Source organism: Micromonospora sp. BL4, from assembly GCF_003667505.1.
Lineage (GTDB): Bacteria > Actinomycetota > Actinomycetes > Mycobacteriales > Micromonosporaceae > Micromonospora.
Genome location: NZ_RCVJ01000104.1, coordinates 1 through 22,594 on the forward strand (window position 1 = coordinate 1; position 22,594 = coordinate 22,594).

The 22,594-nt window shown below is 73.6% G+C and carries 20 protein-coding genes and 1 pseudogene; all 21 read right to left on the reverse strand.

From position 1 onward, the window contains the following. A pseudogene (locus tag EAD89_RS09910) lies at positions 1-710 on the reverse strand (ATPase); the annotation flags it as partial. 74 nt (positions 711-784) lie between these two features. Further along, positions 785-1,813: a hypothetical protein gene (locus EAD89_RS09915; protein ID WP_121675508.1), complete on the reverse strand. Its 1,029-nt coding sequence runs from the start codon at positions 1,811-1,813 to the stop codon at positions 785-787. 42 nt (positions 1,814-1,855) lie between these two features. Then, positions 1,856-2,800: an RluA family pseudouridine synthase gene (locus EAD89_RS09920; RefSeq protein WP_121654999.1), complete on the reverse strand. Its 945-nt coding sequence runs from the start codon at positions 2,798-2,800 to the stop codon at positions 1,856-1,858. Beyond that, positions 2,797-3,411 (reverse strand): signal peptidase II, encoded by a 615-nt coding sequence (gene lspA / locus EAD89_RS09925; protein ID WP_121655000.1) that lies wholly within the window; start codon positions 3,409-3,411, stop codon positions 2,797-2,799. The genes EAD89_RS09920 and lspA overlap by 4 nt, the downstream gene beginning before the upstream one ends. A gap of 64 nt (positions 3,412-3,475) precedes the next feature. Further along, entirely contained in the window at positions 3,476-3,895 is a 420-nt protein-coding gene (locus EAD89_RS09930; RefSeq protein ID WP_121655001.1) for a TraR/DksA C4-type zinc finger protein, read from the reverse strand. Positions 3,896-4,120: 225 nt separating this feature from the next. Next, positions 4,121-5,620 carry a potassium/proton antiporter gene (locus EAD89_RS09935; protein WP_121675509.1) on the reverse strand — a complete coding sequence of 500 codons (1,500 nt, stop codon included), beginning with the start codon at positions 5,618-5,620 and terminating at the stop codon, positions 4,121-4,123. Between the two features lie 49 nt (positions 5,621-5,669). After that, complete coding sequence (locus tag EAD89_RS09940) at positions 5,670-5,975, reverse strand: DUF167 domain-containing protein (RefSeq protein ID WP_121675510.1); 306 nt, start codon at positions 5,973-5,975, stop codon at positions 5,670-5,672. 10 nt (positions 5,976-5,985) lie between these two features. Further along, positions 5,986-6,687 (reverse strand): hypothetical protein, encoded by a 702-nt coding sequence (locus EAD89_RS09945; protein WP_121675511.1) that lies wholly within the window; start codon positions 6,685-6,687, stop codon positions 5,986-5,988. 80 nt (positions 6,688-6,767) lie between these two features. Continuing rightward, the gene (locus EAD89_RS09950) at positions 6,768-7,571 is read right to left on the reverse strand and encodes a DivIVA domain-containing protein (protein WP_074318798.1); all 804 of its coding nucleotides are present in this window, start codon (positions 7,569-7,571) and stop codon (positions 6,768-6,770) included. 44 nt (positions 7,572-7,615) lie between these two features. Next, complete coding sequence (locus EAD89_RS09955) at positions 7,616-7,921, reverse strand: YggT family protein (RefSeq protein WP_030334503.1); 306 nt, start codon at positions 7,919-7,921, stop codon at positions 7,616-7,618. A 28-nt stretch (positions 7,922-7,949) separates the two neighbouring features. Next, the gene (locus tag EAD89_RS09960; protein WP_121655005.1) at positions 7,950-8,642 is read right to left on the reverse strand and encodes a cell division protein SepF; all 693 of its coding nucleotides are present in this window, start codon (positions 8,640-8,642) and stop codon (positions 7,950-7,952) included. A 191-nt stretch (positions 8,643-8,833) separates the two neighbouring features. Then, a complete protein-coding gene (locus EAD89_RS09965; RefSeq protein ID WP_121655006.1) occupies positions 8,834-9,577 on the reverse strand; it encodes a YggS family pyridoxal phosphate-dependent enzyme in 744 nt (247 codons plus the stop codon). A gap of 9 nt (positions 9,578-9,586) precedes the next feature. Next, positions 9,587-10,702, reverse strand: a complete 1,116-nt coding sequence (gene ftsZ, locus EAD89_RS09970) for a cell division protein FtsZ (protein WP_089019751.1) — start codon at positions 10,700-10,702, stop codon at positions 9,587-9,589. Positions 10,703-10,957: 255 nt separating this feature from the next. Next, on the reverse strand, positions 10,958-11,776 hold the full coding sequence (locus tag EAD89_RS09975) for a cell division protein FtsQ/DivIB (protein WP_121655007.1): 819 nt from the start codon (positions 11,774-11,776) through the stop codon (positions 10,958-10,960). Then, positions 11,773-13,335 carry a UDP-N-acetylmuramate--L-alanine ligase gene (gene murC / locus EAD89_RS09980; RefSeq protein ID WP_121655008.1) on the reverse strand — a complete coding sequence of 521 codons (1,563 nt, stop codon included), beginning with the start codon at positions 13,333-13,335 and terminating at the stop codon, positions 11,773-11,775. The genes EAD89_RS09975 and murC overlap by 4 nt, the downstream gene beginning before the upstream one ends. After that, positions 13,332-14,438: an undecaprenyldiphospho-muramoylpentapeptide beta-N-acetylglucosaminyltransferase gene (gene murG, locus EAD89_RS09985; protein WP_121675512.1), complete on the reverse strand. Its 1,107-nt coding sequence runs from the start codon at positions 14,436-14,438 to the stop codon at positions 13,332-13,334. Before murG ends, murC begins: the two co-directional genes overlap by 4 nt. After that, positions 14,438-15,850, reverse strand: coding sequence for an FtsW/RodA/SpoVE family cell cycle protein (locus tag EAD89_RS09990; protein WP_368666349.1), 1,413 nt, complete (start codon positions 15,848-15,850; stop codon positions 14,438-14,440). Before EAD89_RS09990 ends, murG begins: the two co-directional genes overlap by 1 nt. A gap of 398 nt (positions 15,851-16,248) precedes the next feature. Then, positions 16,249-17,373, reverse strand: coding sequence for a phospho-N-acetylmuramoyl-pentapeptide-transferase (gene mraY / locus EAD89_RS09995; protein ID WP_121655010.1), 1,125 nt, complete (start codon positions 17,371-17,373; stop codon positions 16,249-16,251). Further along, positions 17,370-18,773 (reverse strand): UDP-N-acetylmuramoyl-tripeptide--D-alanyl-D-alanine ligase, encoded by a 1,404-nt coding sequence (gene murF, locus EAD89_RS10000; protein WP_121675513.1) that lies wholly within the window; start codon positions 18,771-18,773, stop codon positions 17,370-17,372. Before murF ends, mraY begins: the two co-directional genes overlap by 4 nt. Next, positions 18,770-20,332, reverse strand: coding sequence for a UDP-N-acetylmuramoyl-L-alanyl-D-glutamate--2,6-diaminopimelate ligase (locus EAD89_RS10005; protein WP_199733462.1), 1,563 nt, complete (start codon positions 20,330-20,332; stop codon positions 18,770-18,772). The genes murF and EAD89_RS10005 overlap by 4 nt, the downstream gene beginning before the upstream one ends. A gap of 52 nt (positions 20,333-20,384) precedes the next feature. Continuing rightward, positions 20,385-22,592, reverse strand: a complete 2,208-nt coding sequence (locus tag EAD89_RS10010; protein WP_121675515.1) for a penicillin-binding protein 2 — start codon at positions 22,590-22,592, stop codon at positions 20,385-20,387. Between the last annotated feature and the right edge of the window lie 2 nt (positions 22,593-22,594).

Here is a 22,594-nt window from a genome sequence, read left to right on the forward strand (position 1 = left end):
GGCGTGACCGGTGGGGGCGGCGACGCCGGATAGCCGGTCTCCGGCTGGTAACCGGTCTCCAGCAGCGCGTACCGGGACTCCACCGGCGCGCTGCCGTGCCGGTAGCCGTTGTCCAGCAGCGCGTAGCGCGACTCGACCGGCTCGGCCCGGCGGGACGGCGGCTCCGGCTCGGGTTCGGCCCGGTACGCCGGCTCCGCCCGGTAGTCCGGCTCGGCGCGGTACGCCGGCTCGGCGCGGTAGTCCGGCTCGGCGCGGTACACCGGCTCGGCCCGATACGCCGGCTCGCCCCGGTAACCGGGCTCGCCCCGATAGCCCGGCTCGGCCCGGTAGCCCGGCTCGGCGCGGTAGTCCGGCTCCGACCGGTAGCCCGGCTCGGCCCGGTAGTCCGGCTCCGGCCGGTAACCCGGCTCGGCGCGGTAGGCGGGGTCGACCCGGTAGGTCGCCTCGGCCCGGTAACCCGGCTCCGCGCCGTACGACAGCTCGGCGGGATGCCCGATGGCCGACGCCCGCCCGGCGTAGCCGTTGGGGGCCGCGCGCCGTGGCAGCGGATCCGGCGGCGGCTCGTCGGCTCGCCGGTCGGGTTCGGCCTGCTCGGGGGCGCGGGCGCCGTGCCGGGCGCGGTCCAGCAGCGCCCTCCACCTCGGCGCTGGTTCGGCCGGCCGGCCCCAGCCGGTCTCACTGCCCTCCACGGCCCGCCCTCCCAGCGCCATCGATCTCCGTCTGACAGGCTACGAAGGAAACCCTATTCGGACCACACCACGGCATGCACACCACCCGGCGCAGATCACGACGGCGAGGGTGTCGGCGGCCCGGCGTCGGTGGCGTCCGGGGAGGTGGTGACGCTCGGCGTGGCCACCTCGGTGGGCCCGGTCGGCGACGGCGCGGGTGACGGGGTCGTCACGACCGGTGCGGGTTCCGACGATTCGCCCATCGACGCCGAGGGTGCCGGCGCGACGGGCGTCGGCTCGACCGCCGCCGTCGGGGTCGCCTCCGCGCTCGGCCCGGTGTCGGCCGGCGGGCGGACCACGTCCTGCTGCTCGGGCAGTGGCGGCGTGAAGACCGTGCGGTCCAGCCGGTACACCTCGGGGGCGGGGTCGACCGCGCGCACGTCCGGTCGGCTCGCCACGCCGCGCAGGGCCACCGGCGCCGCCCGCACCACGGCCGCGTAGACGCAGGCGCAGCCGGCGCGGTACGCGGCCGCCTCGGCGGCCGCCACGTCCGCGCCGCTGGCGTACCGCTCGCGCAGCTCCCGCTCGTCCGCGTCGTCGCCGCTCACCGCGGCGGCTCTCGTCCGGTAGTCCGCGGCCTCGGTGTCCTTGCGGACAGCCACCTGCGCCATCCCGGCGACCACGTCGTCCGGCACCCGCAGCGCGGGAATCTTGACGATCTCGGTCTGCCGGCCGGGCAGCGGCACCCGCCCGAACACCGTCGAGACCGACACGTCGCCGAGCACCGCCGCCAGTCGCTGCGGCGGCAGGTAGGCGTCCAGCGTGACCAGGGCGTAGGTCCCCTCGCCGGCGACCGGGGCCGCCGTGGGCAGCGTGGCCAGGTCGGCCGCGGCGGACCGCAGGTAGCCGGGGACCGAGTCGCCGTCGACCACCCCGACCCGGGTCACCTCGCCCACCGTCCGGTCGCCGACCGGAGCGTCGTCGGTGGCCCAGACCGCGGTGCCCAGCACCGCGGCCGAGGAGAGCACCGCCGCCCAGGTGAGCACCCCGGACCGCGACGACCGGTCACCCAGCCGGGCCACGGCCCGGGTCAGCGGCGGCAGCAGCCGTTGGTCCAGCTGCCGCAGCAGGTCGCCGGCGCGCACGGGCGGGATCCCCTCGTCGGGTCGGTGTCGGGCGGTCGCCGCTCAGTCACGCAGGATCTGAAGCGCGCGGTTCAGATCGTCAGGGTAGTCGCTGACGAACCGGACCTCGTCCCCCGTTCGGGGGTGCAGGAAGCTCAACTCGCGGGCGTGCAGCCACTGTCGGGCCAGCCCGAGCCGGGCCGAGAGGGTGGGGTCGGCGCCGTAGGTGAGGTCGCCCACACAGGGGTGCCGCATGGTCGAGAAGTGCACCCGGATCTGGTGGGTCCGGCCGGTCTCCAGGCGGACGTCGACCAGGCTCGCCGCCGGGAACGCCTCCAGCGTGTCGTAGTGCGTGATGCTCGGCTTGCCGCCGGAGACCACGGCCCAGCGGTAGTCGTGGGTGGGGTGCCGGTCGATCGGCGCGTCGACGGTGCCCCGCAGCGGGTCCAGGTGCCCCTGCACCACCGCGTGGTAGCCCTTGTCCACCTCGCGGTACTTGAAGGCCCGCTTCAACGCGGTGTACGCCTGCTCGCTCTTGGCCACCACCATGATCCCGGTGGTGCCCACGTCGAGCCGGTGCACCACGCCCTGCCGCTCGGCCGCGCCGCTGGTGGAGATGCGGTGCCCGATCGCGGCGAGCGCGCCGATCACCGTCGGGCCGGTCCAGCCCGGGCTCGGGTGCGCGGCCACGCCGACCGGCTTGTCCACCACCACGATGTCGTCGTCGGCGTACACGACCCGCAGACCCGGCACCGCCTGCGGCACCACGGTCGGTGGTGCGACCGGCGCGGGAAGCGTGACTTCCAGCCAGGAGCCGGCCTTGACCTTGTGCGAGTTGGGCCGTGCGGCGCCGTCGACCAGCGCGTCCCCGGCATCGACCAGGGCCGCGGCGGCGGTGCGGGAGAGCCCGAACAGCCGGGCCACCGCCTGGTCCAGGCGCATCCCGTCGAGCCCGTCCGGCACGGGCAGTGAGCGGTGGTCGCCGCCGGCGGCGAACGCGGAGGTCACGCCCGCTCCCGCTGGTCGGCGCCCTGGGTGGCGCTGGCATCGACGGGGTGGCCGTCGCGACCGACCCGCCGGCCGTCACGCTGGCGGCCGGTCAGCTCCAGCAGCACGGCCAGCAGCACGCCGCAGACCAGCGAGCTGTCGGCCAGGTTGAACACCGGCCAGACCTGGCCGTACGGGTCGAAGAGGCTGATCATGTCGACCACGTGCCCGTGGAACGGCGCGGGCGCCCGGAAGATCCGGTCGACGAGGTTGCCCAGCGCGCCGCCGAGCACCAGGCCGAGGGAGATCGCCCAGGGCAGCGAACGCAGCCGCAGCGCCATCCACACGATCCAGCCGACCACGCCGATGGTGATCAGCGGGAAGATCCAGGTGTGGTCGGCGCCGATGCTCCACGCGGCGCCGCTGTTGCGGGTGAGGCTGAAGTAGACCAGCCCGCCGAGGAGCCGGACCGGCTCCCGGTCGGTCAGCGTGGCCAGTGCGAGGTGCTTGGTGACCAGGTCGGCCAGCAGGGCCACCAGGGCGACCCCGGCGAGGATCGCGACGGCCCTCGGCCGGCGTTTGTCGCCGCCCGGGTCGGTGCGGCCGGGTTCGGCGGACGGTGCTGCGGTCATGCGCTCCCCATCGACAGTCTCGGCGGTGATCGCTCACCGTCTCATCGCCGCCGGGGAGCGGACCTCAGCGCCGCTCCTCCAGCTGCTTGCACGTCACGCAGAGGGTCGCCGACGGGAAGGCGGCGAGGCGCTCGACCGGAATCGGGTTGCCGCACCGCTCACACCAGCCGTAACCACCCTCGTCGAGGCGCTCGAGAGCGCGCTCGACCTGCGTGATCCGTTCCAGGATGCTGTTGGCGAGAGAGATCTCCTGCTCCCGCTCGAGCGTCTTGGTGCCGGTGTCGGCCTGGTCGTCCCCGGCCGAGTCGGTCAGCCGATCGCGCTGCAGCTCGGTGATCTCGCTCAGCGTCTGATCGTACTCGGCGCGAAGCTCGTCCCGCCGCGCCGCCAAGGCCGCCCGGATCTTCTCGGTCTCCGCCGCGCTGCGGGTGGCCTTGACCACCGGCTTGCGGCTGGCGGTCCTGGTGTCGGCTGGCTTCGCCATGGGTCGCTCCCTCGGCCGCGGAACCGCGTGGTCCGCGGCGCCTGGTCAGGGGGCGCCGACCAGGGCGTCCCCTATGTACGAAAAGGGGCGCACGGCGACGATGGCCGCGCACTCCGGAGGTTGGCAAGAATACGGTGCGTACAGGCGTCCGACAACGTGCCGCACCGTCGCACCGCTTAACAGCCCCGATCCCTGCCTAACTGGGGCAAAGGGAACGCTAGCAGATCAAAGCTCCGCCTCATCCCCGTACTCACCAAACCACCGGGCCAGCCGACCCCGCCGGCTGACCGCCCGCAGCCGGCGCTCGGCGGCGTCCCGCACACCGCCCGTGGCCACGATCAACAGGCTGTCGCCGGTCTTCAGACGGGTGTCCGGAGCGGGCACGAAGCCCACCCCGTCCCGCAGCACCAGGGTGACCGAGGCGCCCAGCGGCAAGCGCAACTCGTCGACGTGCACGCCGGCCAACCGCGAGCCCGGCGGCACCTCCAGTTGCAGCAGGTCGGCCCGCATCCGCTCCAACGGCGCGGTCTCCACGTGGATCTCGGTGGCCTCGGCCGGCGCGGCGATCCGCAGCCGCCGCGAGAGCGGACCGAGCGTCCCGGTCTGCACCAGCGTGAAGATCACCACCAGCACGAAGACCGCGTCGAAGAGGCGCTCCGCGCCGGGCACCCGCTCGGAGAGCGGAATGGTGGCCAGCACGATCGGCACCGCCCCGCGCAGCCCCGCCCAGGACAGGAACACCTGCTCGCGCAGGCCGACCCGGAACGGCAGCGCCGAGACGACCACCGACAGCGGCCGGGCCAGCAACACCAGCGCCAGCCCCGCGACCACCGCCGGCAGCACCGCCGCGTCCAGCCGGCCCGGCGAGGCCAGCAGCCCGAGCAGCACGAACAGACCGATCTGGGCGAGCCAGGCCAGCCCGTCGGCGAAACCGAGGATCGCCTGCCGGTGCGGCAGCCGGGCATTGCCCAGCAGCACCCCGGCGACGTAGACGGCGAGGAACCCCGAGGCGTGCAGCACGGCCCCCGCCGCGTACGCCAGCACCGTGATCCCCACCGCGGCGATCGGGTAGAGCCCGGCCGAGGGCAGCGCCGCGCGGCGCAGCGCCCAGGTCCCGGCGACACCGGCGCCCGCGCCCACCGCGGCCCCGACGCCCAGCTCGTAGGCGACCAGGCCGGCCTCGTACCACCACGGGTGCGCCCAGCCCTCGTGGGACAGCAGCACCACCAGCAGCACCACCGGGGCGTCGTTCATGCCCGACTCGGCCTCCAGGGTCGCCACCAGCCGGGGCGGCAGGCGCAGCCGGCGCAGGGTCGCGAAGACGGCGGCCGCGTCGGTGGACGAGAGCACCGCGCCGTAGAGCAGCGCCAGCCGCCAGTCCAGGCCGAGCAGCAGGTGCAGGGCCACGCCGACCACCACGATGCTGACCGCCACGCCCACCGTGGACAGTGCGGCGGACAGGCCGAGGACCGGCCGCAACGTGCTCCACCGGGCCGTCAGGCCACCCTCCGCGATGATCACGATCAGCGCGCAGAAGCCGAGGGTCCGGGTCAGCTCGACATCGTCGAAGCGGATGCCCAGCCCCGACTCGCCGATCGCCACGCCCAGCGCCAGGTAGACCAGGAGGCTGGGCACCCCGAGCCGGGTGGAGAGCCGGACCGCGCCGACCGCCACCAACAGCACCCCCGCGCCGAGCAGCAGCGCGATATCCAGCCCGGGCGTCACGGTTGCCGAGGACCTGTGTCGACGTCCCTGGCCCTGACCCGGGCGCTCCTCACCCCGCGGATCCGTCGCGCAGCCGGCGCAGCACCTCGGACAACTCCGGGCCGGGACGGTCGACGAGGAAGAGCTTGTCCCGGCTGGCCGCGCCGGTACGCAGCGACACCGCGGCCGGCCGGACGCCCAACGCGCCGGCCAGTGCCCGGCGCGCGGCCTCGGTGGCCCGACCGTCCACGGCCGGAGCGTGCACCGCGATCACCAGCGCCGGGCCGTGCGGGCCGTCGAAGCGACCACCGACCCGGTCCCGGGAGGCGCCGGGCTTCACCCGTACCGCCACGGTGAGCGTGTCCTGCGCGGGCACGGGCGCCGCTTCAGATCGGCCGGGCGTCGGCGAGCAGGGCGGTGGCCGGCGCACAGTCCGCGCACGGGGTGAAGCCGAGCTCGACGGCCTCGGCGACCGGCAGCGTCTCGGACGCCCGGCCGACGAGGTGCGGGCAACTGGCGAGGTGGTAGCGGGGCCGACCGTCGACCACCTGCACAGGATCGGGCAGCCGGGCCACCCGGGCCGCCTCGGCGGGGGTGACCGGCTGCGCGGCCGGCTCCTCGTCCGCCGGGACGTCGGCCGCCGACGGACCGACGCGAGACGCCTCGTCGGCCGGCGCCGCGAAGGGCGACGCCTGACCGGACGAGGCGTGGTCGGAGGCGGGATCGGTCGGGGCCACGAACGGCGGCCCCTGGTCGGCCGGCGGCTCGGGTGGTTGCCGCCACCCGGTGCCGCCGGTACCGACCGTCGTGGGCACGTGCTGGACCGGCACTTCCGGCTCGACCAGCGGTGGCCCGTACGCGAAGCCCGGTCCAGCCTGGCTGGCCGTGCGGGGCGCTCCGGGGCTCCGCCGGCCGGGTTCCGCCGTGCCGCGGTTGGCGGCTGCCTGGCGGGCGCCCACCACCAACGCCACGGCGGCCAGCAGACTGGCCGCGATGGAGATGATCAACATGAAGCTGGAGCCACCGGCCAGGCCGAGCACCAGTAACACCACCGCGACGAGGATGAGCAGGAGACTCGCGACTATCACGGCTCACCCCCGCCGCTTCGTACCGTCCAGCCGGGGCCGGCGACCGTCACCATCTGCGGACAGCGATCGCCGGCCGGTGCTCAGCGTCCGGCTTCGAGGGCGCCGGAGCGCCCGCCGCCGTACGAACCGGCGAGACCCGCGGCGGCGAGCCCGTTGCCACCGGCGACCCGGCCCGCCTCGGAGCGGGTCATCTCGGCTTCGAGGCCCTGGCCGCGACCGTCGAGGTCCCGCAGCTGGCTCTCCAGGTACGCCTTGAGCCGGGTGCGGTACTCGCGCTCGAACTGCTTGAGCTCCTCGATGTGCTTCTGCAGGGCCGTGCGCTTGGCGTCCAGGCCGCCCATGGCCTCCTGGTGCCGCTGGCGGGCGTCCCGCTCCAGGGCGTCGGCCTTCGCGCGAGCCTCGCGGGTCACCTCCTCGGCCTTGCTGCGGGCCTCGGACAGGAGCTGGTCGGCCTCGCGGCGCGCGTCGGACACGTGGTCGTCGGCGGTGCGCTGGGCCATCATCAGCACCCGCAGGGCCTGCTGCTCACCGTCACCGGTGACCGCGCCGGGGCCGCCGGTCGCGCGGACCTGCTCCAGCTCGGACTGCATGGCGCGGGCGGCCTGCTCGGCCGCCGCCTTGTCGCGCTGCACCCGGTCCAGCTGTGCCTTGACGTCGTTGAGCTCCGCCGCGAGTCGGGCGTCGCCGCCGGGGCCGGCGGGGGCACCGCCACGGCCGCCGCGCTCCACCTGGGCGCGCAGCTCGTTGTTCTCCTCGATGAGACGGGCGAGCTCGCGCTCAACCTCGTCCAGGAAAGCGTCGACCTCCTCCTCGTCATACCCCCGCTTGCCGATCGGCGGCTTTTTGAAGGCGACGTTGTGTACGTCGGCCGGGGTCAGCGGCATCGAAACTCCTCGGGTCAGTTGCGGCCGCGAAAGCGCGTCGGTCATCAGGCAGATGCCCTGATCGACGGCCCTAACACGAACTCCATCAGCACGAACAGGATAACCAGGAGCACAAGGGAGGCCAGGTCGATGCTCACGGTACCAATTCGCAGCGGAGGGATCACACGCCTCAACGCGTTGAGAGGGGGATCAGTGACGCTCCACACGGATTCCAGTCCTGCCGATGCCCCACGCCCCGGCTGCCACCGGCGGCCGTACTGAAGGACGGCGCTCAGCACAAACCGGGACAGAAGAAGGAGCAGGAAGACATAAAGGATCAGGTACAACACTTGCAGCAAGATCGACAACACGGTCAGCGACGTCCCTCGGGTCGGGCGATCAACTCAGACTGAAAAAGCCGCCCTCAGCGATCTTGGCCTTGTCCTCCGCGGTGACCTGGACATTGGCCGGTGAGAGCAGAAACACCCGATTGGTCACGCGCTCGATCGTACCGCGCAGCCCGAACGCCAGACCGGCGGCGAAGTCAACCAGACGGCGGGCATCGGCCTCATCCATCTCGGTGAGGTTGATGATCACCGGGACCCCGTCGCGGAAGTGCTCACCGATCGTGCGCGCCTCGCGGTACGTGGTCGGGTGCAGCGTGGTGATCTGGTAACGCTGCTCCTCCTCGGGCATCGCCCGCTCACGTGCCGTGACCTGCGGCGCGAGGGCCAGGTTGTCCCGCGTGTGGTAGGTCAGCGCGCCAGAGGTCTCGCCCGCCGACGACCGGGTGATCGACCGGACGCTGGACCGCTCGACCCGCTCCGGACGCTCGCCGTCGCCCCGGTCGGACTCGCCGACCCGCCCGTTCGAGCGCTCGGAGAGCCGACCCCGCTCGCTGGACCGTGGCCGTGGAGCCGGCGGCTCCTCGGTGTCGTCGTCGTCCTCGTCGGCGAACTCCTCCGCGTACCGGCTCTGCCGGTAACGCGAGTCGCGGTAGCCACCCTTGTCGTAGCCACCGTCGTCGTAGGCCCGCTCATCGTCCTCTTCGACCAGACCGAGCCAGACCCCCGCCTTGCGCAGTGCACCCATCCCGCGCCCTTCCGTCCGCCGTGCGGCACGCGCCCCCGTGCCATGTCGCCCGTCGCGAGTGGACAACCATGCCCATCGGACCGGAACGGCAATCTCCCTGGCGCGCGATTCGCGTCACGCGCCACGACCCCCGACTAGGAGACGCCGTTCCTGAAACAACACTGATGTAATTTGCTTCTCTCGCGGTCAGGCTACCGCAGCGTGGGGCGCATTCCGAGCAACGCGCTACCGACGCGGACATGTGTCGCGCCGTATTGGATCGCGATTTCCAGGTCGCCGCTCATTCCGGCGGACAACGCGACCGCTCCCGGATGGACCGAGCGAAACGCCTCGGCCACCTCGGCCAGCCGGGCGAAGGCCCGCTCCGGCGCCCAACCCAGCGGCGCCACCGCCATCAGGCCCGCCAGCCGCAGCGTCGGCGAGTCGGCCACCGCCTCGGCCACCGGCTCCAACCCGACGCCCGGGTCGGCCGAGCCCGGCAACGCGCCACCCCGGGCCGGGTCGCCGTCGATGCTCACCTGGACCAGGGCGTCCAGCGGTCGCTCCCGGCCGGCCGCCGCGGTGCCCAACGCCCGGGCCAGCCGGACACTGTCGACGGAGTGCACCACGTCGGCGTACCGGACCACCGAGCGGGCCTTGTTGCGCTGCAACTGCCCGATGAAGTGCCAGCGCGGGCTCACCCCGGCCGCGGCGACCTCGGCGGCCTTGCCGGCCGCCTCCTGGTCGCGGTTCTCCCCCACGTCGGTCACCCCGAGCCCGGCCAGCGCCAGCACGTCGCCGGCCGGGTAGGTCTTGGTCACCGCGATCATCGTGACGTCGGCACGATCCCGGCCGGCGACGGCGCACGCGTCGGCTATCCGGGCCCGAACCTGGGCCAGGCCGGCCGCGAGTTCGGCGCGCCGGTCCGGTCGTACCGTGGCTGAGCTGTCGGTCATCGGCGGTGCTCAGGACCCGTTCTTGAGGAAGTCGGGCACGTCGACGTCGTCGAAGAGCACCCGGCGCGGCGACTGGGTCGGCGCCGGCATGGTGGCCGGCGCCGGGACCGGGGCGCTCTGCGCCGCCGGCTGGTTGGTGTTGGTCTTACGGGCCGGCTCGGCCGCCTTGTACGCCGGCGCGCCCCCGTCGAAGCCCGCCGCGATGACCGTCACCCGCACCTCGTCGCCGAGCGCGTCGTCGATCACGGCGCCAAAGATGATGTTGGCGTCCGGGTGGGCCGCGTCGGTGACCAGCTGGGCCGCGTCGTTGATCTCGAACAGGCCCAGGTCGGAGCCGCCGGCGATGGAGAGCAGCACCCCGCGCGCGCCGTCCATGCTCTGCTCGAGCAGCGGGCTGGAGATGGCCGCCTCGGCCGCCTCGACCGCGCGGTTCTCGCCGCGGGCGCTGCCGATGCCCATCAGCGCGCTGCCGGCGCCGCTCATCACGCTCTTGACGTCGGCGAAGTCCAGGTTGATCAGACCCGGGGTGGTGATCAGGTCGGTGATGCCCTGCACGCCGGAGAGCAGCACCTGGTCGGCGGTGCGGAACGCGTCCATCATGCTGATCCCCCGGTCGCCCAGCGCCAGCAGCCGGTCGTTCGGGATGACGATCAGGGTGTCGCACTGGTTGCGGAGTTCGTCTATTCCGGACTCGGCCTGCACCTGGCGGCGCTTGCCCTCGAAGGAGAACGGCCGGGTCACCACGCCGATGGTCAGCGCGCCGAGCTTGCGGGCGATGTTCGCCACCACGGGCGCGCCACCGGTGCCGGTGCCACCGCCCTCGCCACAGGTCACGAAGACCATGTCGGCGCCCTTGAGCACCTCCTCGATCTCGTCCCGGTGGTCCTCGGCGGCGTTCTTGCCGACGTCCGGGTTGGCGCCGGCGCCCAGCCCCCGGGTCAGCTCGCGGCCGACATCGAGCTTGACGTCGGCGTCACTCATCAGCAGCGCCTGGGCATCGGTGTTGATCGCGATGAACTCGACGCCCTTGAGCCCAACCTCGATCATCCGGTTGACGGCGTTGACGCCGCCGCCCCCGATGCCGACGACCTTGATGACCGCCAGGTAGTTGTGCGGAGGTGTCATCTCCGGTCCTTTCCTTCGAGATTGGCTTCGGCCGACCGGCTACGGCGTGGCCAGACCAGCGGCCGACGACAGCTGTCACCAGCGAGGATCAGAGCTGAACCCTCACCCTCTACTAGAGGCTTACAGTTATGTCAACCACTGATCCTCTTCGGGGCAACGTAAGCGCCGCCGCGCGATGAGCCAAGGACCCGACCGGCGTGTCGCCGCCCGGAGCGCAACGAGTCACCTTTCCGCACCTCGCGGCACGCCCCTCGGTCAGCGGAAGGTGACGACGTCCGGCGCGCTCACGTCGATCCGGTCGGCGTCCTCGCCGAGCAGCGCGGTGGCCACTCGCGCCTTGTCCGTGCTCCGGGTCGCGTCGCCCCAGACCACCGTCCGGTCACCGCGCAAACGCAGGCTGATCCGGGCCAACCCCTCCACGCTCACGTCCACCAGCTCCGCGCGCAGTTCCGGGGTCAGCGCGACGAGCACCTCGAGCGCGGCCCGGGTGCCCGGATCGTCGGCGGCCGGCCGGGCCACCTTCACCACCGGAAGCTCGGCGGGGCGTCGGGCGACCGTCCGGAACGCCACCCCGGTCCGGTCGATCAGGGCGAGGCCCTCCCCCTGCGGCACCGCCGCCACCGGAGTCCGCTCGGTCACCCGGACCACCAGCGCGCCGGGCCAGTCCCGGGACACCGTGGCCCGCTCCACCGGCGCCAACGCACCGACCCGACGGGCGGCGGCGGCCAGGTCCACCCGGGCCAGCGGCACCCCGTCCGGCACCCCGACCGCATCGCGCACCTGCACCGGCGTGACCAGGGCGGCGCCCTCCACCTTCACCTCGCGCACCCCGAACAGCCCCGTGCCGAGCACCGTCCAGGCGACCAGCCCGACCAGCGCGAGAACTCCGGCGGCCACCGCCCACGGCAGCGCCGCGCGCATCCGGCGCTGGCGCGCCCGGGCCATGAACCGGCGGGTCGACGGTGGCACGGCGTCGCGGCCGGCCCGGACCAGCTGCCAGCGCCGGACCGGACCACGTCGCGGAGCGCCGCCGTCGGCGGCGCTGGTCCGCCCTCGGGCCGGGCCGGGACTCATCCGGCCGGAGGCGCCGCGCCGTCCGGTGCGGCGGTGCCACCGAGGGCCGCTCCGTCGCCACCGGCGGTGGCCCCGCCGGGCACCGGACCACCGACCGCCGGGGCGGTGGCCACCGGGTCGACGATCGCGGGCGGCGCGGAGCCGGCGCGCGCCAGCAGGCCGGCCAGCAGCTCGTCACCCATGAGCGAGATCGGCGGGGCGCCCATGGTCACCACCACGTCCCCCGGGCGGGCCCGCCGGACCACCTCGACCGGCGCCTCCTCCCAGGAGTCGACGAAGACCTTCCGGTCGGCGGGCAGCGCCACCGCCTCGATCAGCGCCGCCGAGCCCTCACCGGGCTGGCGCAGCTCGCCCGGCCCGAAGACCTCCAGCAGCACCAGTTCGTCGGCGATGGCCAGCGCCTCGGCGATCTCCGCCTGGGAGTCGCGGGTGCGGTACAGCCGGTACGGCTGGAAGACCACGATCAGCCGCCCCTCCCCGGCCACCTCGCGCAGCGTCTGCAACGCCAGCGTCATCGAGGTCGGGTGGTAGGCGTACTCGTCGTAGACCAGCACGCCGTCCGCGACACCCTTGCGCTCGAAGCGCCGCCGCACACCCGGGAAGACCGCCAGCGCGGCCTCCGCCGCCGGCAGCGGCAGATCCAGCAGGTACGCGGTCAGCACCGCGGAGGCGCTGTTCAGGCCCATGTGCCGCCCCGGCACCGGCAGCCGGAACTCGCCCAGCGACCGGCCGTCGATCGCGGCCAGATAGCGCACCCCGCGCGCGGACGAGACGATCTCGGTCAGCCGCAGGTCGGCGTCGGCCGCCTCGCCGTACGTGTGCACCCGCCGCCCCTCGGCGCGCAGGGTCTCCGCCAGCCGCCGCCCACCGGGGTCGTCGGCGCAGGTGATGATGAACCCGTCCGGGTCGGTGAGCCGGGCGAACTCGACGAACGCGGCCTCCAGCGTCGCGTAGTCGCCGTACGTGTTCAGGTGGTCCGCCTCGACGTTCGTGATGATCGAGACGTACGGGCGGTAGATGAGGAACGAGCGGTCGCTCTCGTCCGCCTCGACCACGAAGTGCTCGCCGGTGCCGTGGTGGGCGCCCGAACCGACCTCGGAGATCTCGCCGCCGATCACGAAGGACGGGTCCACCCCGGCCTGCTGGAGCACCATGGTCACCATCGAGGTGGTGGTGGTCTTGCCGTGGGTGCCGGCGACCGCGATCGCGCGGCGGCCCGTCATGGCCGCCGCGAGGGCCTCGGAGCGGTGCAGCACCCGCAGACCGCGCCGGCGGGCCTCGACCAGCTCCAGGTGGTCCTGCGAGATGGCCGAGGAGTAGACGACGGTGTCCACGCCGTCGAGGTTGGTCGCCTCGTGGCTGAGGTAGATGGTGCCGCCGAGCGCCCGCAGCCCCGCCAGTGAGGGCCACTCACGCAGGTCGCTGCCGGACACCCGGATGCCCCGGGTGAGCAGCAGCCGGGCCACGCCGAGCATGCCCACCCCACCCACTCCGATCAGGTGAACGGCGCCCAGGTCCTCGGCGGTGAGCGTGCCGGCCGGGGTGAACTGCGCGGTCATCGGGCCACCGCCTCGATGACGAACGAGCGCAGCGCCTCGTCACCGTCGCGCCGCCCGTACGCGGACGCCGCGGCGCCCATCGCGTACAGCCGCTGCGGGTCACGGATCAGCGGGATGACGGTGCGCTCCAGCCAGGCCGGGGTCAGCTCCGCGTCGTCGACCAGCAGCCCGCCGCCGGCCTCCACCACGGGCAGCGCGTTGCGCTTCTGCTCCTGGTTGCTGTGCGGGTACGGCACGTAGATCGTGGGCAACCCGATCGCGGCCACCTCGGCGCAGGTCATCGCCCCGCCCCGGCCCAGCATCAGGTCGGCGGCGGCGTAGCCCAGCTCCATCTCCGACAGGTACGGCAGAGTCACGTACGGCACCGGCAGGTCGGTGGGGATCGGCACCGGCTCGTTGCGGGCGCCCATCACGTGCAGCACCTGCACGCCGTTGCGGGCCAACTCCTTGGCCGCCCCGGACACCGCCAGGTTGATCGAGCGGGCGCCCGACGAGCCGCCGGCGACGAAGAGCACCGGCAGGTCCGGGCGGAGCCCGAAGTGCGCGCGGGCGGCGTTGCGCAGCGCGTACCGGTCCAGCCCGGCGATGCTGCGCCGCAGGGGCACGCCGACCACGGTGGCGTCCCGCAGTGCCTCGGCCTGGCTCGGCTGGTGTGGGAACCCGACCGCGACGTTCTTGGTGAACTTCATGCCCAGCCGGTTGGCCACCCCCGGCGGCACGTTCACCTCGTGGATCACCATGGGCAGCTCCCGGCGCCAGGCGGCGAGGTAGGCCGGCACCGAGACGTACCCGCCGAAGCCGACCACCACGTCGGCGCGCACCTCGTCGATCACCTTGCCCGCGGCGCGGGCCGCGGTCCACATCCGGCCCGGGGTGCGGACCAGGTTCATGTTGACCGACCGGGGCAGCTGGTACGCCGGGATCTGCCGCAGGTCGTAGCCGTGCGGCGGGATCAGCTCGTTCTCCATCCCGCGTGGTGTGCCGAGGCAGGTGATCCGGACGCCCGGGTCGTGTCGGCGCAGGCAGTCGGCGAAGGCGAGCAGCGGGTAGACGTGCCCCCCGGTGCCACCTCCCGCGAGCACCACCGAACGCAGCGGACCCATCAGCGTCTCCTCTCGCTCGCCGTACCCTTGCGGCTCCGGTCCTGCCGGACCCCGCGCGGTGCGGCCTGGTCATCCTGGCGCCGCTCCCGGGACCGGGGCACGGACCCTCGGCCAGCCGGTGGCGTCGCCGGTCGGCGACGCCGGCCGGGAAGCGGCGGCAACGGGGCCCAGAGTAGTCGGACCCACCGGGCCGGCGGACGGGCATGCAGTGCTCTGGCCGCATCGGGTTCGGCGCGGGCGAAGGACGCCAGCATGCCGATCGCGGCCAACGTCACGACCAGGGCACTTCCGCCGTCGGAGATGAACGGCAGCGGCAGGCCGGTGATCGGCAGCAGCCCGACCACCCCACCGATATTGATCACGGCCTGGCTCACCAGCCAGGTGGTGACCGCCGCGGCCGCGAGTCGCCGGAACGGGTCGTCGACCCGCCGGGCGATCCGCAGCCCGGTGTACGCGAGCACCGCGAAGAGCGCGAGCACCACCACGCAGCCGATCACGCCCAGCTCCTCGGCGATGATCGCGAAGATGAAGTCGTTGTGCGCCTCGGGCAGCCAGTCCCACTTGAGGCTGCTCTTGCCCAGCCCGACGCCGAACCAGCCGCCGTGCTCGATGGCCAGTCGACCCTGGTAGAACTGGAGGCAACCGTCGAGCTTGCACTTCTCCGGGTCCGGCGGGTTGAAGAACATGGCCAGCCGGGCGAAGCGGTAGTTCTCCTCGCCCTGCTCGCCGGAGCCGGCGCCCAGCGATGCCACCGCGACGAGCAGGCCGACGCCGAGCAGACCGACCACCGTCAACACGCCGAAGACCCGCATCCGGACGCCGGCGGCCCAGAGCAGACCCACCACGAGGGCCAGCAGACAGAGCATGGTGCCCGTGTCGTTGTAACCGACCAGGACGAAGAGCAGCCCGATCACCGGGAAGAGCGGCGTGGCCAACTCCCGCCACCAGCCCAGGGCAGCGCCCTTGCGGGCGATCAGGTGCGCGCCCCACAGGACCAGCGCGAATTTTGCCAGCTCGGAGGGCTGGAGCTGGATCCCGCCCACGAACAGCCAGTTCAGTCGCGCCTCCACCGGCCCGAACCCGACCGACCGCTGTCTGGTGAGCCGGGCGTAGGCGACCAGCAGGTTCAGCACCACCAGCAGCGCCACCGAGGTGATCAGCAGGGGTTGGCCCAACGACCGGTAGGTGCTGGCGGGCAGCCGCTGGCAGGCCCAGAACACGACGAGGCCCATGACCGCGAAGATGGCCTGCTTGGTCACCGAGGCCGAGGCGTTGCCGTCCTCGGCGTAGTCCTTGACGCTGGTCGCCGAGAAGACCATCGTCAGCCCGATCAGCAGCAGCAGGCCGGCGCTGGACAGCAGCAGGTAGTAGGAGGCCAGCGGCCGGTCCAGCAGGCCGCGCAGCGCCGCCAGCCCGCCGGCCGCGTCCAGCCCGCGCAACGGCGCCGGCGGCCCCGGTTCCGCCTCGCGCGGCGCCGCACCCGGTTCGGGGCCGCGCGTGTCGTCCGGCGACACGCCGGCCTCCGCGGTACGCGCCCCGCCCGGTGACCGTCGCGGTCGACCGGCTGCCCTGTCCTCGGTGCCTGGTTCCTCCCCCACCGGGACATCATTGCCGCTCGACCCACCGACGGACCGACAACGACGTACCGGGCGTGTCGGGCTTCGCCCCGGGGTGCACATCGCGGCCCGAACACCCGACGTCGCGCGGGGGCCAGTGAGCACGTGCTGAGCAGCAGGTCGGCGAAGGCCCTGACACCTACTTCTCAGCACGTGCTCACCGCAGGACGGTGACCTGCCCGGACGGGGTGCGGTCAGGTCATGTTGGCGAGGAACTCGCTGTAGAACAGGCCCAGCGCGATGGCCACCCCGATGCCGGCGATGATCCAGAACCGGACCACGATGTTGACCTCGCTCCAGCCGGCCAACTCGAAGTGGTGCTGCAACGGCGACATCCGGAACACCCGCTTGCCGGTGGTCCGGAAGGAGATGATCTGGATCACCACGGACATCGTGATGATCACGAAGAGCCCGCCGATGATCGGCAGCAGCAGGATGGTGCGGGTGGACATCGCCATGCCGGCGATCAGGCCGCCCAGACCCAGCGCGCCGGTGTCGCCCATGAAGATCCGCGCCGGGGACGTGTTCCACCACAGGAAGCCCACACAGGCCCCGGCCGCCGCCCCGGCTATCAGCGCGATCTCCAGCGGGTCGCGGACCGCGTAGCAGTAGTCCTGGGTGTAGCTCGGGTCGGCGCACCAGTGCCGGTACTGCCAGAACGCGATCAACGCGTACGCGGCGAGCACCATCACCGAGGCGCCGGTGGCCAGACCGTCCAGGCCGTCGGTGAGGTTCACCCCGTTCGTCGCGCCCATCACCACGAAGATGAAGATGATCACCGCGCCGATCTTGCTGACCTCCAGGGCGTCGATGTCCCGGATGAAGCTCAGCGTGGTGCTGCCCACCGTCTCGGTGTTCGTCACCGCGCCCGACGCGTCGGTCATCGTGCTCGGGAAGTACAGCGCCACCACGCCGAAGACCGCGCCGACCAGGATCTGGCCGAGCAGCTTGCCGCGCTTGTTCAGCCCGGCGCTGTTGCGCTTGCGCACCTTGAGGAAGTCGTCGAGGAAGCCCACCGCACCGGAGAAGACCATCAGCCCCAGCAGCACCAGCGCGGTGATGGTCGGCTCGACCTGGGCGATCTGCGCGTCCGGCAGGGTGGTCAGGGCCAGGTGCCCGGCCACGTACGCGATCACCGTGGCCAGGATGAAGACCACGCCGCCCATCGTCGGCGTGCCCTTCTTGGTCTGGTGCATGGCCGGGCCCTCGGCCCGGATCGGCTGGCCGGCCTTGAGCCGGGTGAACACCTTGATCGCGATCGGGGTGCAGAAGAGCGAGACGAGGAAGGCCACCCCGACGGCGACGATCACCGCCCTCACGCGGTAGCTCCGTTCCCGGTGGTGGCGTCGGCGCGCAGGGCGTCGGCCACCTCCCACGTCCGGTACCGGGAGCCCTTGACCAGGACGACATCGCCCGGCCGTAGCTCGCCCCGCAGCACCTCGACGGCCGCCGCCTGATCGGTGAGCAGCACCGACTCTCCTCCCCAGTTCCCTACCGCTGTCGCGCCCTCATGAATCGGCGCAGCCGGCTCGCCCACCACGAGCAGCCGGTCGACACCCAGCTCGGCCGCGAGTTGGCCGACCTCAGCGTGGCCGTCCCGCTCGAACGGGCCCAGCTCGGCCATGTAGCCGAGCACCGCGACGGTACGCCGACCCCGCCCGAGTGTGGCGAGCGCCTTCAGCGCCGCCGACATCGACGCCGGGTTGGCGTTGTACGAGTCGTCGATCACGGTCACCCCGTCGGGGCGGTCGAAGACGTCCATCCGCCGGGTGGAGACCAACCCCAGCTCGCCGAGCGCCGTGGCCAGGTCGGCCAGCGGCATGCCCAGCTCCCGGGCGACGGCCGCCGCGGCGAGGGTGTTCGACACCTGGTGGCGGCCGGTCAGCCCGAGCCGCACCGGCGCGCGCCCCTCCGGGACGACCAGGGTGTACGACGGGCGTCCGCGATCGTCGAGCGTGACGTCCTCGGCCCGCACGTCGGCGTCCGGGGCCTCGCCGTAGCGGACCACCCGGGCCCGGGTGCGGCTCGCCATCGCGTCCACCCGCGGGTCGTCGGCGTTGAGCACCGCCAGCCCGTCCGGCGGCAGCGCCTCGACCAGCTCCCCCTTGGCCACGGCGATGGTCTCCTGCGAGCCGAACTCACCGATGTGCGACGTTCCGACGTTGAGCACCACGGAGATCCGCGGCGGGACGATCTCGCACAGGTAGCGCACGTGCCCCACCCCGCGCGAGCCCTTCTCCAGCACGAGGTAGCGGGTGTCCGGCCCGGCCTGCAACGCGGTGTACGGGTGCCCCAGCTCGTTGTTGAACGAGCCGGGCGGCGCCACCGTGGACCCGAGCCGGGCGGTGAGCTGGCCGATCAGGTCCTTGGTGGTGGTCTTGCCCGACGAGCCGGTGAGGCCGATGACGGTCAGCCCGGGCAGCCGGTCCACCACCGCGCGCGCCAGCCGGCCCATCGCGGTCAGCGCGTCGCCGACCAGCACCATCGGCACGCCGGGCACCTCGCGGGTGCCGAGCACGGCCACCGCGCCGGCCGAGATCGCCCCCGCCGCATAGTCGTGCCCGTCGACCTTCTCCCCCGGAAAGGCCACGAAGAGCGCCCCGGGCCCCACCTTGCGCGAGTCGAACTCGACCGGGCCGGTGACGGTGGCGGCCGGGTCGACGGCGACCAGCCGCCCCTCGACCGCCGCGGCCACCTCGGCCAGGCTCAGCGCGATCACCGCTGACCCGCCAGGTCCCCGAAGCGGGCCCGCAGCGCGTCGGCCAGCTCGATGCTGTCGTCGAACGGGAACACCTCGCCCGCCACCTCCTGGCCGCGCTCGTGGCCCTTGCCGAGCAGCGCGATCACGTCGCCCGGCGCGGACAGCCGGACAGCCTCGTCGATCGCGGCCCGGCGGCCCGCCACCTCGATGATCCGGGCGGCCGTGCCGGCCCGGTACGCCCCGGCGAGCACCTCGGCGCGGATTTCCGCCGGGTCCTCGGTACGCGGATTGTCGTCGGTCACCAGCACCACGTCGGCCCCCTCCGCCGCGGCGGCGCCCATCACCGGCCGCTTGCCCCGGTCCCGGTCCCCGCCCGCGCCGATCACGCAGATCAACCGGCCGGCGCTCAGCTCACGCAGCGCGGCCAGGGCGGCCACGATCGCGTCCGACTTGTGCGCGTAGTCGACCACCCCGCGCACCGGCCCGGCGACGTCCACCAGCTCCAGCCGGCCCGGCACCCCGCCGCAGGCGGCCACGCCGTCCGCCGCGGTCGCCGGATCCACCCCGGCGCCCACCAGCGCGGCGATGGCCAGCAGCGCGTTGGCGACGTTGTGCCGCCCGGGCAGCGCCACCCCGGTGGGCAGGACCACCCCGTCCGGGCCGTGCGCGGTGAACCGCTGGGCGTACCCCTCGCCGCTCACATCGTCGGCCCACCAGGTCGCGGCCGGGTCGCCGGCCGCGGAGTAGCTGACCGTCGCCGGCTTGTACAGCGGCGCCAGCGCCGGGTCGTCGTGGTTGAGCACCTCGACCGCGCACCGGCCGTCGAAGAGCTGCGCCTTGGCGGCGAAGTAGTCGGCGCTGTCGGCGTGGAAGTCCAGGTGGTCGGAGCCGAAGTTGGTGTAGCCGCCGACGGCGAACCGCACACCGCCCACCCGGCCCATGGCCAGCGCGTGGCTGGAGACCTCCATGACCACCGCGGTGACCCCCCGCTCGCGGGCGGTGGCCAGCATGGCGTGCAGGTCGGTCGCCTCCGGGGTGGTGCGCACGCTGTCGATCACCAGGTCGCCGAGCCGGGTCTCCACGGTGCCGATCAACCCGGTGGTGTGCCCGGCGGCGCGCAGCCCCGACTCGACCAGGTAGGCGGTGGACGTCTTTCCGGCGGTGCCGGTCACGCCGATCACGGTCAGGCCTTCGGTCGGGTCGCCGTAGACGGCCGAGGCCAGCTCGCCGAGCGCCGCACGGGGGTCGGGCACCACCAGGACGGGCAGGCCGGTCCCCGCCGCCAGTTCGGCGCCGGCCGGGTCGGTCAGCAGGGCCACCGCGCCGGCCTCGGCGGCGCCGGCGGCGAACTCCGCGCCGTGCCGGCGCGCGCCGGGCAGCGCCGCGTACAGGTCGCCGGGGCGGACCTCCTGGCTGGCGTGGGTCGCCCCGGTGACGACCACTCCGGCGGCGTCCGCCGGCAGGTCGACGGCGAGCCGGACGGCGAGATCACCGAGCCGGACTCCGGTCACGGTACGTGGACGTGGATTGCCGGGCACGGCGTCAGACCCTACCCGGTCGCACGGTTCCGGCCGCACAGCCGCCCCGGTGGTTCTTCGGCACTCACCGATGATGTCCCGCCGTCGCTGGTCAGCGCGGATAGACCACGAACTTGGGCGCCGAACCGCCGGTGGACGGCGGTACGCGGTAGTGACGCAGCGTGAACTGCATCATGCTCCGGAACGCCGGATTGGCGATCGCCGCACCCCCGCCGCCGGGCGCGTACACGAAGACCGCGATCACGTACCGGGGCTTCTCCGCGGGGGCCATGCCGATGAACGAGGACACCTCGCCGGGCTGCTTCTTGCCGTCCACCAGCCGCCAGCCGGTGCCGGTCTTGCCGGCGACCCGATAACCGGGTACCGCCGCGGTCACGCCGGTGGCGTTGTCGACCGTGGTGACGGCCTCCAGCATGGTGCGCAGGGCCGCCGCGTTCTGCGGGCTGAGCACCGAGCGGGTCACCGGGGCCGGCGCGGGAGTGCGTTTGCCGTCCGGGCCGATCGTCTCCTTGACCAGGTGCGGCTGCACGTACGTGCCGTTGTTGGCGATGGCGGCGTACGCGGCTGCCATCTGCAGCGGCGTGGCGTCCACGCTGTGCCCGATCGGCACCGACCCGTACGACGATTCGCTCCACTCGTCGGCCGGCAGCAGCCGCCCGCTGGCCTCGCCCGGTAGCCCCTCGCCGGTGGGCTGGCCGAGCCCGAACCGCTTCTGGTAGTCGATCAACCGGTCCGGGCCGAGCTTGTCGGCGATCGTGATGGTGCCGACGTTCGACGAGTACGCGAGCATCCCGGGCACGCTCATCCGCCTGCCGTTGGCCGGGTGGGTGTCGGAGAACCAGGTGTCGCCCATCTTGATGCTGTTCGCGATGGGCAGCGTGGTGTCCGGGGTGATGACCCCCTCCTGCAACGCCGCGCCGAACGTGATCGCCTTGTGCACCGAGCCGGGGTCGACCACGAAGCTGGTCGCGGCGTCCTCCCGGGCGACCGGGTCGCTCGGGATCGGCTTCGCCGCGTTGTAGGTGGGTTCGCTGGCCTGGGCCAGCACCTCGCCGGTGGGCACGTCGATGATCACCGCCGCGGCGGTGCCGCCGCGCTGCTGCGCCATCCCCGCGCTGAGGATCTGCTGCGTGCGGAACTGGAGGTCACCTTCGATGGTGAGGGCCATCGAGCTGCCCGGCTTGGCCGGGGTGGTCCGGCTGTAGCCGCCCGGGATCGGCGCGGCGAGGTCACCGAGGCCGGCCTCGTACACCCGCTTGCCGTCCTGCCCGGCGAGTTGCTCGTCGTAGCGGGCCTCCAACCCCTCCAGCCCCACCATGTCCTGGCTGGTGAAGCCGATCAGGTTGGCCGCCAGGTCGCCGCCGGGCACCTCGCGGCGCTCGTCGCGGTGCACCCCGATGCCGGGCAGCTCGAGCGCCACCACCTGCTTGGCGGTCGGGATCTCCACCCCCCGGGCCAGGTACTCGAACCGGGACGGGTTGCCGTTCTCCAGCTTGCGGGGCTTCATCAGCTCGGTCAGCCGCGACACCGGGATGCCGAGCAGGGGCGAGAGCGCCTTCGCGGTGGCGGCGGAGTCCTCGATCTCGGTCGGGTCGGCGAACACGTACCGCGCCTCGACGCTGTGGGCCAGCGGCTCGCCGGTGCGGTCGTAGATCGCGCCGCGCGGCGCCGGCAGCTCGACCGTGCGGGTCCGGTCGGCGACGCCGCCGCCGGCGTACGCCGGGGTGTCCACCGCCTGAAGGAAGATGAGCCGGATCCCGATCACGGCGAACAGCGTCAGGGTGAGCGCGGTCCCGAGCCGCAGCCGCAGCCGCGGGTCGGCCAGCTTCGGCGGTCGCGGCGGCTTACGGGACGGCCGGCGGGCCGCCGGTCGGTCGCCGCGGCGCGGCGCGCGCGGCGTGGTCCGCCGGCGCGCGGGCGGCTCGTCGCCGGCCGGGCCGCGCGGAGTCCGGGGCGCGACGGTGCGCACGACCCCGCCGCGTCCCGCCGCCGGGGCGTCCCGCCGGCCCGAACGGGCGGCCGCCCGGCCGCCGTCGAGCACCTGCAACGCCGGCCGGAACGGGTCGCCGGAACGGGTGCTGCGCGGGGTACGCCGCTGCTCGGCGCCCCCGCTGCGCGGCGGAGTGCCGCGCTCCTCGCGCACCGTCCGGCCCCGCGGGGTGTACGCGCGGGCGCCGGAGATACCACCGATACCCGGCTCGCCGGGGCGCGGCTCCCCGTCGACGGGTCCGCTGTCACGTGAAGAGCCGCGCCGGGACCCCTTGGGATCCCGGCGCGGCTCGTCCGACCTCGGTGGCACCG

Coding starts and splice junctions, on each gene's coding strand:
- EAD89_RS09975 (WP_121655007.1), bottom strand. CDS start 11,776: ATGAGTCCCGGCCCGGCCCGAGGGCGGACCAGCGCCGCCGACGGCGGC.
- EAD89_RS09965 (WP_121655006.1), bottom strand. CDS start 9,577: ATGACCGACAGCTCAGCCACGGTACGACCGGACCGGCGCGCCGAACTC.
- murG (WP_121675512.1), bottom strand. CDS start 14,438: ATGGGTCCGCTGCGTTCGGTGGTGCTCGCGGGAGGTGGCACCGGGGGG.
- murC (WP_121655008.1), bottom strand. CDS start 13,335: ATGACCGCGCAGTTCACCCCGGCCGGCACGCTCACCGCCGAGGACCTG.
- lspA (WP_121655000.1), bottom strand. CDS start 3,411: ATGACCGCAGCACCGTCCGCCGAACCCGGCCGCACCGACCCGGGCGGC.
- EAD89_RS09960 (WP_121655005.1), bottom strand. CDS start 8,642: ATGGGTGCACTGCGCAAGGCGGGGGTCTGGCTCGGTCTGGTCGAAGAG.
- EAD89_RS09950 (WP_074318798.1), bottom strand. CDS start 7,571: ATGCCGCTGACCCCGGCCGACGTACACAACGTCGCCTTCAAAAAGCCG.
- ftsZ (WP_089019751.1), bottom strand. CDS start 10,702: ATGACACCTCCGCACAACTACCTGGCGGTCATCAAGGTCGTCGGCATC.
- EAD89_RS09930 (WP_121655001.1), bottom strand. CDS start 3,895: ATGGCGAAGCCAGCCGACACCAGGACCGCCAGCCGCAAGCCGGTGGTC.